Source organism: Tolypothrix bouteillei VB521301 (genome assembly GCF_000760695.4).
GTDB lineage: Bacteria > Cyanobacteriota > Cyanobacteriia > Cyanobacteriales > Nostocaceae > Scytonema > Scytonema bouteillei_A.
This window is the reverse complement of record NZ_JHEG04000002.1, coordinates 358972-372868: the sequence shown is the minus strand read 5'-3', so window position 1 is coordinate 372868 and position 13897 is coordinate 358972. Positions and strand designations below refer to the sequence as shown.

General features: G+C 41.1%; 8 protein-coding genes. 3 read left to right on the top strand and 5 right to left on the bottom strand.

The features are described 5' to 3' along the window. Positions 1-129: 129 nt before the first annotated feature. Both HC643_RS40345 and HC643_RS40340 read right to left on the bottom strand, forming a co-directional pair. Positions 130-1230, bottom strand: coding sequence for a serine hydrolase domain-containing protein (locus HC643_RS40345; RefSeq protein ID WP_038092206.1), 1101 nt, complete (start codon positions 1228-1230; stop codon positions 130-132). 13 nt (positions 1231-1243) lie between these two features. Beyond that, positions 1244-2026: an SDR family oxidoreductase gene (locus HC643_RS40340; RefSeq protein ID WP_038092208.1), complete on the bottom strand. Its 783-nt coding sequence runs from the start codon at positions 2024-2026 to the stop codon at positions 1244-1246. 241 nt (positions 2027-2267) lie between these two features. Here HC643_RS40340 and HC643_RS40335 point away from each other — a divergent pair, with 241 nt between their 5' ends. Both HC643_RS40335 and HC643_RS40330 read left to right on the top strand, forming a co-directional pair. Next, complete coding sequence (locus HC643_RS40335; protein ID WP_038092212.1) at positions 2268-3434, top strand: PucR family transcriptional regulator; 1167 nt, start codon at positions 2268-2270, stop codon at positions 3432-3434. 469 nt (positions 3435-3903) lie between these two features. Further along, on the top strand, positions 3904-6366 hold the full coding sequence (locus HC643_RS40330) for a DOMON domain-containing protein (protein ID WP_038092214.1): 2463 nt from the start codon (positions 3904-3906) through the stop codon (positions 6364-6366). A 118-nt stretch (positions 6367-6484) separates the two neighbouring features. Here the strand turns inward: HC643_RS40330 and HC643_RS40325 are convergent, their stop codons facing one another. The 3 genes from HC643_RS40325 to HC643_RS40310 all read right to left on the bottom strand — a co-directional run bounded on the left by HC643_RS40325 (position 6485) and on the right by HC643_RS40310 (position 11598). Next, positions 6485-8197: a diflavin flavoprotein gene (locus HC643_RS40325; protein WP_038092216.1), complete on the bottom strand. Its 1713-nt coding sequence runs from the start codon at positions 8195-8197 to the stop codon at positions 6485-6487. Between the two features lie 113 nt (positions 8198-8310). Then, positions 8311-10029: a diflavin flavoprotein gene (locus HC643_RS40320; protein ID WP_038092307.1), complete on the bottom strand. Its 1719-nt coding sequence runs from the start codon at positions 10027-10029 to the stop codon at positions 8311-8313. A 1287-nt stretch (positions 10030-11316) separates the two neighbouring features. After that, positions 11317-11598, bottom strand: a complete 282-nt coding sequence (locus HC643_RS40310) for a hypothetical protein (RefSeq protein WP_038092304.1) — start codon at positions 11596-11598, stop codon at positions 11317-11319. A 437-nt stretch (positions 11599-12035) separates the two neighbouring features. Here HC643_RS40310 and HC643_RS40305 point away from each other — a divergent pair, with 437 nt between their 5' ends. Then, positions 12036-13658, top strand: coding sequence for a right-handed parallel beta-helix repeat-containing protein (locus tag HC643_RS40305; RefSeq protein ID WP_050046230.1), 1623 nt, complete (start codon positions 12036-12038; stop codon positions 13656-13658). Positions 13659-13897: the final 239 nt, after the last annotated feature.

Here is a 13897-nt window from a genome sequence, read left to right as displayed (position 1 = left end):
AGTAAAAAAAATGGCTCTGGTGGGAATTTGGACTAGTTGGATTATATGATTATCGCTCGGGGAGAGTCCACCGACAGGGAACCGCCAAACCGCTTGGGTTGGTGCAACTCCAAATCTCTACCCACGAACTCAATAATCTATCATCGAGAAGTTGAAGGCTGGGTGTTTTCCACCTATTGCGTGAGAAACAATTTTGGGGCAGATTCTTAAACCATTTTGGCTGTTAGTTAAAATGACAATTCCTGTTTTTAATTCTCGAGAAGCAATGGTGAAGCTTTTAAATGTACCGAGATCGCCCCAATGCCAAAAAAAAGTGTGACCTTCTACTCTTTCTAATCCCCAACCTAATCCCCAATCTAGAAACTGATTGATTTTAATTTGCGATCGCAACATCCCTTCCAGACTATCTTGTGTCAGTATGGGGGTATTAACCTTACCAGAACCCATCATAGCCAAGAGAAATTTTGCATAGTCAGTAGCAGTGGTACGCAAACTCCCAGCTACGCTTCCCCGTTTTGATTGACTCATGGGTATTGGTTTGCCTTTGCGATCGTGTCCGTCACTTGCTGTACTTTGATAATCACTTCGCCACACAAGGCTACTGCTGTTCATTCCCAAAGGGTTGAAAATTTGTTGGCGCAAATACTCATCTATAGGCTGTTGGGTAATGTCTTGTACGACTTTTTGTAAGTAAAGATACCCTTCCCCGGAATAACTAAATTTTGTGCCGGGAGGAAATTTAATTGTCAGAGGGTTGTTACCACTCCAATTGGGAAAACCAGTTGTATGAGATAACACCTTACGAACATTAATGAGTTTGATTCGGGGATCGGAGATATAGGGTTTAGCAGTATATTTTGAGAGGGGAGCATCTAGATCGAGCTTTCCCTGTTCCACTAATTTCAATACGGCATAAGCAAATAAAGGCTTATTTAAGGAAGCAGCAGCAAATACACTATCGTTAGTGACTGGTTTTTTGGTGTATCTATTTCTGACTCCAAAACCACGATTCCAAAACAACTCTCCATTTTGAATAATTGCCAGCCCCAAACCCGGAATTAACTCAGCTTGCATGAGGGCGGGGACTTGGGCTTCCAAATTAGCAATGATTTTATCTGCACAGAAAACAGAACGGTTGCGGTACAAGCTAACCAGACCAAAAGCAGAAAGACTAATGAAAGCCTTTGTGCTGTGGTGGAGAAATTGTCTTCGAGAGAAAACCTTGGGCATTGAGAATTGTTTGCTAAGCTTTTAGCAATGATTCTCCCCCATCAATCCAAACTTCGGTACCGGTAATATGACTCGAAGCATCAGAAGCTAAGAAAAAGGCTAACTGTGCTACTTGTTCTGAGGTTCCTGGCTTACCATCAGTTAAAGGAATTTTCCCTTCAGGAAACTCAACTGGTTCTTGAATGTCTTCTAAATCTCTTCTTTGAGTATTCTCTTCAATACTAGTTTCGATGGCTCCAGGACAAATGACATTGACGCGAATGCGATGTTGGGCGAGTTCTAACGCAACCATTTTTGTAAAAGCCACTTGTGCAGCTTTTGAGCAAGAATACGCAGTTGCACCAGTGTTGCTAAAGGTACGCGTACCATTGACAGATGAGGTAATGATAACGGAACCCCCCTGCTTTTTCAAGTAAGGTACGGCATACTTAACTGTCAGAAATGTTCCTTTCAGGTTGATGTCGATTGTTTTATCCCATTCTTCAGGAGACAATTCTTCAATAGGTGCCCATACGCCATTAATACCAGCGTTAGCAAATACAATATCCAATCTTCCCCACTTATCAACAAGTTCCTGCGTGACTTGTTGCATTTGTTCTGGATTTGAAATATCGGCAACTAAAGGTATTGCTTCACCGTTATTCTTTTGAATTTCAGCAACAGTTTCTTCCAGTTCTTCCTTTGTGCGTCCTAGTGCGCCAACCTTGGCACCAGATAAAGCAAACAATTTGGCTGCTGCTTTAGCTATACCTGAACCTGCTCCTGTAATCAGAGCGACTCTATCTGCTAGTTGCATAAATATTTTTATTTTTATTACAACTGCTGTGTAACATGAAAAACACTATTGAATCATACTGCTAATGGTAGATAAAGCTTTATATATCTAATTGCATAGGTATTTACTTTTATATCAAAATTATTTTGTATATAAAAACACGTAATTTATCCTCTATCGTAAGAGTGATGACTTTATAGCATTGTTCTTCGATACTTCTTTCGATATGACAGCACTAGCCCCTGCTTGGAAACAAGAGTAAATGACAGCTTTATTAACTACTAACGCACAATTCGAGCGAGTTGCTAAAGTAATTGCAGAGAGAGTAGCACAGCTTTTGTGTGCCTCAGTTTTTGTGATTGACCAGCATGCGATCGCAATAGCTAGTAGCAATCCCAAGCTAGTTGGGCTTTCCTTCGATCGCATTTGTGGAAAACTATCTCTCAACTACTTACGCGTACCATTTACTTTTGAGACGCATTTAGGTGAAGTTATTATTGGTAAATCTCCAAATGGCGAGGCAATTTCCCCACATTTAGCACAAGGAATTGTGGAATTAGTGGTTAATCAAACAACAGTTATTGATGCATTGCCCAACCAACATCAGTTCAAAAATAAGTTTATTTCTGACCTACTCCACGGTTTGGCAGATGAAACAACTGTTTTTCAATACAGCAAACTGTTGAGCTTAGATTTAGCACCCCCCCGTGCAGTCATTTTAATTGATGCAAGTGATTACATTTTAGGGGCTTGTGAGACTCAACTCCGAAGACGGGTAGCTTCAGTAATAAATAGTGTTGTCACTTTTTTCCATCTGCCCAACGATACAATTTGTGCCTATCTAGGTGATGGTGAGGTAGCAGTTCTCAAAGCAAGCGATACGAAGAATTTAGGAAGTTGGGCAAATCAAGGTGATGTCCCAGAACAATGCAGTTCTTCGTGGGCAAATCTGACAGCATTGAAGCGGGCGTCTGAAGCCTTGTTAAAACAGTTGCGGAAAGACACCGATACATCAATTAGTATTGGAGTCGGTCGCTACCATCCTGGAATTCGCGGTCATGCTCAATCGTATCGAGATGCACGGGCGGCTTTGTCTTTAGGTTGTCGGTTTCACGATCGCAACCAAGTTCATTGCTTGGATGGATTGGGGATTGCAGCCTTCATTGGTGTTGCAGACGAGCAAACGAAAATAGAATTAGCAACATATCTTTTAAGCCCCTTGAACCACGAACCCGAATTGTTAGCAACCCTAGATGCATTTTTTGCAGAAGATTGCTGTCCTTCTGCAACAGCCAATCGGCTATCAATTCACCGCAATACTTTGAGTTATCGTTTGGAAAAGATTACTTTACTGACAGGTCTCGATCCACGTCGCTTTGATAATGCCGTGCAAATTCGTTTGGCTTTACTTATGCGAAGATTGAGATAATAGATCTTGCTGATTGCTATTTGAGAATTTCAATAGCAGTAAAATTACCAAAAGTAGAAGAAGAGTTAAGCAGTATTGAGAGTGAAGATTGCTAATAGCTAATGGTCAAAAAGCAATTAGCTATTAGCCATCCAAATTTTTTATAAATGATTTAGGATTGCTATAGTACAGTTAACCAGTAGAGCATGCCGGAAATAAGGCATAACAGACAAAAAGCTTTCTTTGTAAGTTTTTGCTCCTTCAGCATAGCTGCCTCCGGACTTCTGCCTTCATATAGTAGGCTATCAGATATCTGCGGATATATGCTGAGTTCGCGTTAATAAATTTAAAGATTTTCGACAATCTACGTAAATTCTCTAGCTAACCCTGATAAATTATAAAGTCACATAGCGTTTGAACTGGTTGAACTTACTGATATTCTGGGTGTGCCGACTGCTAACAACCCATTAATTGAAAAAGCAAGCTTTTAATGAAACAACAACCAGAAAATTTAAAGTCTCCCTTGAGATACGTAAGAAAAAGCTTGGTTGCAGTAATGCTATGCTCTTTATTAAGTGCAACCTGTTCTGCAAAATCAGCTTCAAATAACAATACTGCCCAATTACCGCCAAGATATACTGGATTAGCACCTAACTCACCATTCGGTTTGGATTTTGGTTATAGCGATCCCAAGACTATCGGTGCGATCGCTCAAGACTTAGGAGTAAAATGGATTCGTGGCATACAAGTCGAATTCGATCCTTGGAATGGCGATCCTAAAATTCTCAGAGATAGAATAAACACCTTAAAAAGTTATGGTGTATCTTCATTACAAACACCTTTCTATCCTGTGGATTGGAAAGAAAAAGACAAATTAGGTCCGCCAAGAAATGTAGATGCTTACGTACAGAAATTTTATAACTGGGTAGCAGCCACCCATGACCTCATGCCTTATTACGAGCATTGGAACGAACCTTGGGTTGATGAGTGGGCGTGGAACGGCGGAACTGCTGAGGAATATAGAGATATTATTAAACGAATTTGGAAGAAAGTAAAAGCTGATTATCCGAATGTTAATTTAATTGGCGGAGGTTCTTTAGCGTATAACCGAGATGTTATGTATGCCAAGGGAAATGACACGGGATACGCTGATGGCTCTGTTAACCATGCATATGCTTTTCCGAGCTTAAGTACCTTTCACAGTGTATTGATGCAGTTGACTTTAGATAAGAAATTTTCTAAAACACAAGGTCGTGCGGGAGCATGGCAAACAGAATTTGGTACATTTCGGGATATGTACTCCTCAGATCGAGATATTTGGGTAGCCCGTACTATACCCTCAAGTTACTTAATACATATGTTAGCGGGTTACTATGCCCAAAGACCTGTCAGAGCTTTTTGGTTTAACTGGAGCGGACACGGGATGCACGACATCGCTAACAACGAGCCTGCTAAAGATGCATATAGAACAATGACTCGCGTTCTGGAAGGAACGAAAATAGTTGATGATGTATTTCCTACTTCCAAATCAATATGGGGAATGGTTTTTAAAAATGATTATTCAACCGATAATCGTGCTAGAGCAGCGTTGTTTGTTAACGCCCCATTCTATGGTGATATAGGCAATCCTTGGGACCCCAAGGGAGGAAGTCAAGCTAAAGGAAACATTCCTTCTGATGAATATTCCGGTACTGTTTCCCTCAGTCATGCAAAAAATATACAAGTCTATGATTACAGGGGAAACAGGATAAGTAATTTGAGCAAAATTCCTCTCAATCCGGTAGAAGTGGTATATATTATAGCGGATATGCCAACCGCACAGTTAAAGCAGATACTGCAAAATGCTGATTTTCATTTAAAAAACGAAATCAAAGTAACGGCTTTATCTTTATCGGGACCTGTTGTGAAGGGTCGAACTATCGATATCAAAATAGAGAATGTTGTTAATAAACCCCGGAGTGGAACTGTAGCGATCGTTCCTCCCAAGGGATGGACTCTATCTACAAAAAGTCTATCTTTTGAAAATCTCCAACCGGGAGAGCAAAAAATTCTTAGTTTCCCAATAGAGTCTTTTACTGCAAATAATGACAATAATTATGAAATGAGTTATTCGTTATTAGTAAAAGATAAATCTTCTCCTCAAACAGGTAATTGGAAAATTCAATCAGCTTATGCTCCTAAAAAAACAATAAATGTAGATGGAAATTTACAAGACTGGTCTGATGTTATTGCCACAAATATGGGTAATGGAGCGTATAAATTTAAAGTAGCATGGGACTCAAATAACTTATACTTTGCAGCTGAGGTAGCTGATGATAAGCACGCTCCATTTCCTCCTTTCGATCCAAGTTTTGCATGGTTTCGAGAAAATAGAGTTGATGGCGCTAAGGGTGATGATAATATAGATGGATTATTTATTAATCTTGACTGTACAAAAAATAATCCCGATGACCTGCTGAAAGGTCACGTACTCTATGAAAAGGCTTTGGCTGCAGATGTAGATTACGAGTTTTTTGCTACTTACAGTACGGGAAATAAGAGCGAGTTGTGGAGATATCGCGCTCCCGGTACAAACCATCAGGGATATTATCCAACTAATGCAACTCTCAATCCAGCTTTAATGAAAATGAAAGCAAGCCCGTCAGGTGGAGCAGAAGGAAAGATACAATTTACCCGTTCGGGTAATAAGACAATTTATGAAGGAGCAATTTCTTTAAACGCAATCCCCGAGTTAAAGTCAGAATTGAGTCGATTAAAAGCAGGAGATTCTTATTTTCCTAACCTTGCATGGCGCGTTAATGGAGGAAATCAAGGGAAAAAATTCTGGACTATAGAGTCAGGTCAATGGGAAGAAGGAGGTTATGGCTTTGTCCCTCAATGGCTATCAGGAAGTTTGGCAAATGGGGGACGAGTCATCAGCCGTTGGGCTTTCATCAATGGGGATGGTAAGTAGGGGCGGGTACTACGCCCGTAGAGTAAGGCTAATTGTATGCATTTTCATAGAAAATTGGTATTAGTAGTTAGTTGTGATTGTTAACTACAACTAACTACTAATTAATAACAACTAACCCTTAATAATGACTCCCTGTCTTGCGGTGGTGAATAGCAGTTAGAGCATCCGGTTTAAGTAGCTTGCCATTATCAACAGTTGCATAAATAACCCAATGATCGCCACATTCCATGCGTTTGCTCACGCTACATTCAAGGTATGCGGAGGAGTCTGTTAGTACAGTACAACCGTTCTGTGCAACTTCTGTCGGAAAACTGGCAAATCTTTCTTCTCCGGGTGCAAAGGTTTTGCGGAAGTGTTTCATGTATTCCTGCTGATTCCCTTCAGGCAGAATATTCAGGACAAACTTACCTCCCGGATACATCAAAGATTCAACTGCTCTCTCTTTTGCGATCGCAACAGTCAAACCTGGTGGGTTAAAGGTTGCTTGGGAAACCCATGACCCCAACATTCCCGTTGAAACCTCTCCAAGTTTTGCCGTGACAACACAAACTGAACCAACGATCCGACCTACAGCTTGTTCAACAGGGGTAGCAGCTGGTTGTGGCATACGTAATTTTTTAGCTTTTTTTAAGGTTTGAGCAAAGTCTGTACCTGTTTCTTCACACTGTTTGAGAATGTTATCTGCAGGTTTAAACTTAACTTTTAAAGTTTCAAACCCAAATTTATATCCTGCTTCTCGGAGTTTACCTTCAATAACATCAAAAGCTTCACCACTCCAACCAAAAGATCCAAAAACTCCAGCCAGTTTTGTGTTATCCCCAATTGCCAACACAATGCCTAGAGCAGTTTGCATCGGAGTTGGGACGTTACCACCAATGGTAGGAGAACCCATGATAAAGCCTTCACATTTTTCAACGGCGGCTTTAATCTCTTCCGGTTGAGCAAATTCACAGTTGATCGATTCCACAGCAACACCCCCTTTGGTCAGACCAAGAGCCATCGCTTGTGCTAAAGTTGCTGTGTTTCCATAAGCGGAGGCATAAAGCAAGGCAACAGTAATTTCGCGATCGGTTTGAGAACGGCTCCATATTTCGTACTCTTGAGTCAGTTCCAACAAACCGTAACGCACTAACGGACCGTGAAGAGTCCCAAGCATTCTCACTTGCAGTTCGGAGATTTTTTCCAAAGCTGCTTGTACGTGACTTGCATGAGGTGCCATCAAACAGTCAAAGTAATAGCGCTGATCTGCTTTGATAGTGTCCCAATCTTCATCGAAAGCTTCATCGCCACAAACATGAGCGCCAAAAAGCTTGTTTGAATACAAGATTTGGGTTTTTTGGTCGTAAGTACAGAGCCCCGCAGGCCATCGCGGGCTGGGAATGGGAAGACAGCGTAAGATATGATCTTTACCTAAATCCAGCGTTTCTTTCCCCCGCATCACCATGATTTTTAGCTCGTGATTGGGGAAAGTTGCTCGCAAATTTGCAGCGCCAGGAAGAGAACAAACAAAAGTTAATTGCGGTACAGCATCTAAAAGAGCTTTTAGGGTTGGCACTCGGTTGGGATTAAAGTGACCGAGAATGACATAATCCAACTGTTTTAAATCTAAAGATTGTTGTAATGCTTCTAGAAAAATTTGAGTGAAAGTTTCCGGAGGTGGGTCAATAATTGCAGTTTTCTCACCTTGGATTAAATAGCAATTGGAAGTTGTACCTTTAGATAGTGCGTATTCAATTTCAAATCGCAACCGCGTCCAACTGCGTGCTCTTAATACTGTTGTGTTTGTAGCGAGCGGTAAAACTTGTATGTCACGAGTATTTGGATTGGTCATAGTTGCGTGGAGAGATGAGGGGGATGAGGGGACGAGGGGGACAAGGGGAACAAGGGGGATGAGGGGACAAGGGGGAACTTGCTTCCTTGTCTTCCCCCTGTTCCTTGTCTGTTTTAGTAATAGTTACCTACTTTACGATGACGAATTGCAGTCATTCCTTCGGGTTTGGAGACTCGACCATCTAAAACGGTGCAGTAAATAATCCAGTGGTCGCTACATTCCATGCTGCTTGTAACTTCGCATTCCATGTAAGCGAGAGCGTCTGTTAAGATAGGACAACCGTTTTTGGCTGTTTGGGTTTTGACTCCAGTAAAGCGATCGACTCCGGGAACCAAGCGCTTGAGGAAGTGCTTCTTCAATTCTTGATAATTTCCCTCTTCCAAAACGTTAAGGACAAACTTATTGCCTACTTCCATTAAGGATTCAATAGCACGGTCTTTGGCAACAGAAACCGTAAATCCTAAGGGTTGCAAGCTAGCTTGTACAACCCAAGAAGCAAGCATTGCTTCTTGGACATCATCTTTTTTAGCAGTAATGATGTACAGCCCGTTGCTAATCCGACCTAGAGCTTTTTCTAAGTTGGCGTCAATGGATTTAACTTGCTTGATGTTGCGTTCCCGAACAAGCCGTTGTCCTAAAGTTGTCCCTGCTTCTTCAGATTGTTGGTATGTGGCATCAGTAGGAATTTCTTTGACGCGAATTGCGGGAAATCCTTCTTTAACGCCAAGATTGACAAATCTTCTTAGCAGTGGATCGACGGGTTCCTCATCGGGACCATAGCATTCAAACAGCCCAATGACTTGCTTTTCTTTTGCGACAGCGAGTAGGGAACTGATAGCAGCTTGAGCCGCAAGGTTCCCGCTTGGAGGCATCCCAATAATGATACCAGCTGCCCTTCCTGCTAACTCTTGAATTTCTTGGATCTCGGCTGAGGTCAGATCCATCATCTCAACACCAGCCCCAGTTTTTTGGACTCCGTGAGCAATGGACTGGGCAAGACGTTCGCTATGTCCGTAATCAGAGACGTAGAATAAAGCAGCGATGGTTTCTGCCTTAACTTGTCTTTGGCTCCAGCTTTGGTAGCACTCTCTCAAAACTTCAAGATTGTGATACAGTAACGGTCCGTGTCCGTTGGCAATGATTCTAATTTTGCCAAGTTCTCCCATTTTTTTCATTGCGTTGAGCAAGGAACGGGAATTGGGACCCATGAGACAGTCGTAGTAAAATCTAAAGTCGGGTTCAATTGCCTCTAAATTGACGTCAAAGGTGTCATCACTGCAATAGTGCATCCCAAAGGCGTCGCAGGTGAAGAGGATTTGGTTTTTACGATCGTAGCTAAATATTGTATCGGGCCAGTGTAAGTTGGGAGCACTCACAAATTCAATTTCGTGTCCCTGTCCCAAGTCTACGCGATCGCCACTTTTCACAATTCGCTTGGAAAATGGATCGTGTACTAGGTTATCCAAAAATTGTAGGGCAACTTTGGATGCTAGAACAGTCGCTCTTGGGGCTAATTGGAGCACATCTTCTACCAAGCCACTGTGGTCTGGTTCTGTATGGCTGACAATAATGTAATCAATGGCCTTAGGGTTAACGAGGCTTTTGAGCGTATTTAAATACTGTTCGCGAAACTTAGTGTGAGCGGTATCAACTAATGCTATCCTGTCACCTTTAATTAGATACGAGTTGTAAGTCGTACCATTTTGCAATCCAAATTCAATGTCAAAGCGATCGCGGTCCCAGTCGAGACAGCGAATGGCAGTTGTATTAGGAGCTATTTCAACAGTTTGTATAGTTAGCCTTTTTTGGGCGTTCTCTGCGAGCGCAACCATTAATTCTCTCCGAGCACGAATCATCAGTCGTCGTTTCTGCTCTTATTTTGCTCACAATTACTTTTGTAAAGTTGTTAAAGATTTTATTTTCTTTTAAATAGTTTTTGTAGCCAAATAAACTATTTTTTGGCATTAACTCTTACTATGAAATTGTTACTCATGGTCTTTTATCAGCTTTCAAATTATATCAAAGATTCGGATTTTTTTAAATTTATTTTATGTAGGAGTTGTTAGAAAGCTTATATTGAACATATATATTTTGTAACGAAAAGCATAAATTTTACAACCGTTGTATCTAACTTTTCCTGTATGTCAATATTGAGTTTGAGTAGAATCTCGCGCGCGCACTACCATTTGTGTACTAAAGTTTAACGGTGTTTTCTTCAGAAGCAGAGATAAGTAAGTTTTCTTGTAAGTTAAATGCAATTCCTATCACGTTTCCCTGTAACTACTTCAGCGATGCCATAAGTTTCGGAGGTAAGTATTAAGAAAATTTAATAGTTTGTCTGTATTTTTAAACCTTGGGTTTGCACTCGCCACGTGCAGATTTTTGATGGGTTAGCGTTAAATGAAAATATTTTAACCCTGTTAGAAATTTTGTATTAATCGCTACAGATTTAAAGCTGTATATTCGATAAGCAAGAGGTCTCAATTCCTAATAGGTATTTATATTAATTGCTACGTAGGTGGAGATTCTTGTCAAGGATTTAGTACGAGCGCCAGTTTCAATTCCTAGCAATATATTGTATTAATTACTACAGATGAAACTATTTCGCCCCCTTTACTGAGGGACTTTGTTTCAATCTCTAATAGGAAATAGTGATAATTGCTACATTAAAAGCTATGTAGCCATCAACAGATGTGCGATCGCCAGTTTTAATCCGTAATAGTGTTCGTGTTAATTGCTACCTATAATCGCATTTGAAAGGCAATCCTTCTCTTGGTTTATCGTTCCAATCCGCAATACTGTTCGTGTTAATTGCTACTGAAATTACGTTGTGCGATCGGCATGCTCAGCTAGTAAAAGTGTATTGGTTTGACTGCTGAGGTAATCGAAAGTTTTACAACTCGATTCAACCGGGTAACAGAGTTAGTCAAAGTACATATGTTACTCATCCATGGGTGTTTACTATCCTAATGGTCAACCTCGGCTCTTTGAAATTCTATATTAACAAGCAATAGGCACTACATAAGCTTGCGTCCGTCTTATATGCCAAGCAATAACGAAGGTGTAACACCTAATAACAAGCAATAGGCACTATATTAGTTTGCGTCTGTTGCATCGGGCTAAATTGAATCATTTGTCCACCCGTACTGACAATTCCAACGCATGAGGCGATAAGCGGAACTGATAGGATGGGTGCTGTATCGCATTCTGTAAGCTCTTGCTTGTGCTACAACCGTACTTTCTTTTAACTTGTTCCAAATGATTTGGCGTTGGCTTTCAAACCTCAATGGACAGTTATTCAACTGGCACAATGTTAAAGATTTGCGACCAAGGTAACTCTCGATCAAATCTTGAGAATGAGGCTTAAAATCCTTTTTGGATAAGGGTTTCTGCAATTTCACATATAGAAGTAAAATTGGCTATTGCAGCCCTTTTGCTATGGCATGACCGCCAATCGCAACAAAAAAAGTTTGCAAAGGGGATACAATTTGCAAAAGTGCTGATACAATTACTTGTGAAGTAAAGAAAAAACCCTCAGAACCTATAGGGTGCTTAAGCGAAATTGCATCTGCAGATTACGAAAGCATAGCTAAGCTCAGAACTAATCAAGCATTTACCTAATATTGACCGCAAAGCGATCCGATGAGTGAGAACCTTTAGTACGGGAAGATTTGCTTCCTACGTTAAAGGCACACTTCAGCACGCTCTACATTTAGGACGAGAGAATTTCTACTAAGGTTCCGATGGCGTTGTTTCATATTTACTATTCAGGGTTCTGCTTTTGTTCTCGTCAATTTCAGTTGCAGCATTCACAAAAAACTTGATGGAGGCAAAAACAATGGACTACACACAATTCGATGCGCGTCAAGCTAATATCTTGGCAGATTCCGGTACAAACAACAATTCACGCAGCCCTCTAGATTTCAACTCAAGTCCAAAGAATTCGGGTAGTACGATTGATAATGGCACGCAAGATACCATCAATACATGGCTCCAAGGTGGTTCTGGCGATCTCAACTCTATTGGCGATACCAAAAACAACTCAATCAATGGGCAACAAATTAACAGCCTCGTTGGTGGTACTGGAAATCAGTTAGATAGCAAAAATGGCAACAATCAAGACCTTCTAGTGGGAGGCAAAGATACTCTAATTGTTGGCGAACAAGACCCACTCATGGAGAACTCAAAGCCTGTATCTTCAGCTTCTCCAGTTGCTCTATCTAACTATTCTGGCAATGGAACAAAATACTATGTTTCACCAGATGGAAGTAATGATAATCCAGGCACAGTCGATAAACCCTGGAAAAGCCTTAACTATGCCGTCAGTGAAGACTCTCCAGTTAAAGCTGGCGATACTGTTTTGGTTCAACCTGGGACTTATACAGAACTAGTGAACCTTGAAAAATCTGGCGACAGTCAGCTCGGTCATATCACACTCAAAGCCAATGGCGATGTAACATTGCGCGACCCTGACCCCGTGGAAGGTGGTTTTAGAGAGGGCGTGATTCAGTCAGTAGGCCAAGGCTATTGGGTAATCGATGGCTTCCACGTTGAGAACACCTCTTGGGCAGGGATTTCTTTACGTGATGCCAACAACATGGTTGTTCAAAACAACTCTACTTACAACACTGGTTCCTCAGGAATCATCGTTATGCCTGACAGCTATTACCAAGGTGGAGAACAAGAAGTAACTAGTAAGGATATCAAAGTGCTGAATAACACCGTCGAAAAAGCCAATGCTAGATGGAAAGGTGGTGGTGGTGATAACTCTATCTATGACCCCTTAGGAACTCAAGAGTCCTTAAGCATCTGGGGTGTAGATGGCTTTGAGGTAGCAGGTAATACTGTGAAAGATGGAACACGTGAAGGGATTGATATCAAAACAGGTTCTCGCAATGGTAGTGTTCATAACAACTTTATTACAGGTCAAGCCTCAATTTCCGGTACATATCAAGGCTATCAAGGCGGTCCTGCTCTTTACATAGAAGGCAATCGTGCTGATATGTTCAATATTGATGTCTACGACAACGTCGTTAGCGGCAATACTGCTGATGGTATTGTAGTTGCAGATGAAGTTCCTAGTATTGGAGAAGTCAGAGACATCCGAGTTTATAACAACATTGTTAGTGACAATGGACGAGAAGGAATGAATTCTGGTCGAGGTATTGGCGTTACCAGTAATGTCCGTAACGTTGATATTCTCAACAATACTGTTACCAATAACGTCCAAGCCTTTGAAGTTGATGGTTCCGATTTCACTGGCGGTTATAAAACTAAAGACGTTTTGATTCGTAATAATACCTTTGCCGATAGCTCCTATCGCAACGGTTCGCTTGAAGATGTCAGCAATTTAACCTTAGATGGTAACACGTTCACTGATGAGTTTGAGAGGCTATATGATGGTGGCACTGGTCTTGACAACTTCGTAAATACCAACAACAAAACTGTGAGTTCTATATGACTTTATCAATTAGGACGGCAAAAATTGCCTACTCTCATTAGGTTCACCAGTCATTGATAGTGGCTGCAAAAACATTGACGAGTGTGCAAAGTTCAATAAGGTGTAGAACACAATTAGGGTAATGGGCGCTAATTGGTGCCTACAAATTCAAGTCTTAATTGATAAGACTGCCGTTAATAGGCTGTTTTCAATTCAAGGCAAACATCAAATTTCTTTGTAGCAGGCGTATCTTAACCGTC

What these genes read in the sequence shown, in the direction of transcription:
- HC643_RS40320 (WP_038092307.1), bottom strand. Translation starts at nt 10,029, where the DNA reads ATGGTTGCGCTCGCAGAGAACGCCCAAAAAAGGCTAACTATACAAACT.
- HC643_RS40335 (WP_038092212.1), top strand. Translation starts at nt 2,268, where the DNA reads ATGACAGCTTTATTAACTACTAACGCACAATTCGAGCGAGTTGCTAAA.
- HC643_RS40345 (WP_038092206.1), bottom strand. Translation starts at nt 1,230, where the DNA reads ATGCCCAAGGTTTTCTCTCGAAGACAATTTCTCCACCACAGCACAAAG.
- HC643_RS40330 (WP_038092214.1), top strand. Translation starts at nt 3,904, where the DNA reads ATGAAACAACAACCAGAAAATTTAAAGTCTCCCTTGAGATACGTAAGA.
- HC643_RS40340 (WP_038092208.1), bottom strand. Translation starts at nt 2,026, where the DNA reads ATGCAACTAGCAGATAGAGTCGCTCTGATTACAGGAGCAGGTTCAGGT.
- HC643_RS40325 (WP_038092216.1), bottom strand. Translation starts at nt 8,197, where the DNA reads ATGACCAATCCAAATACTCGTGACATACAAGTTTTACCGCTCGCTACA.
- HC643_RS40305 (WP_050046230.1), top strand. Translation starts at nt 12,036, where the DNA reads ATGGACTACACACAATTCGATGCGCGTCAAGCTAATATCTTGGCAGAT.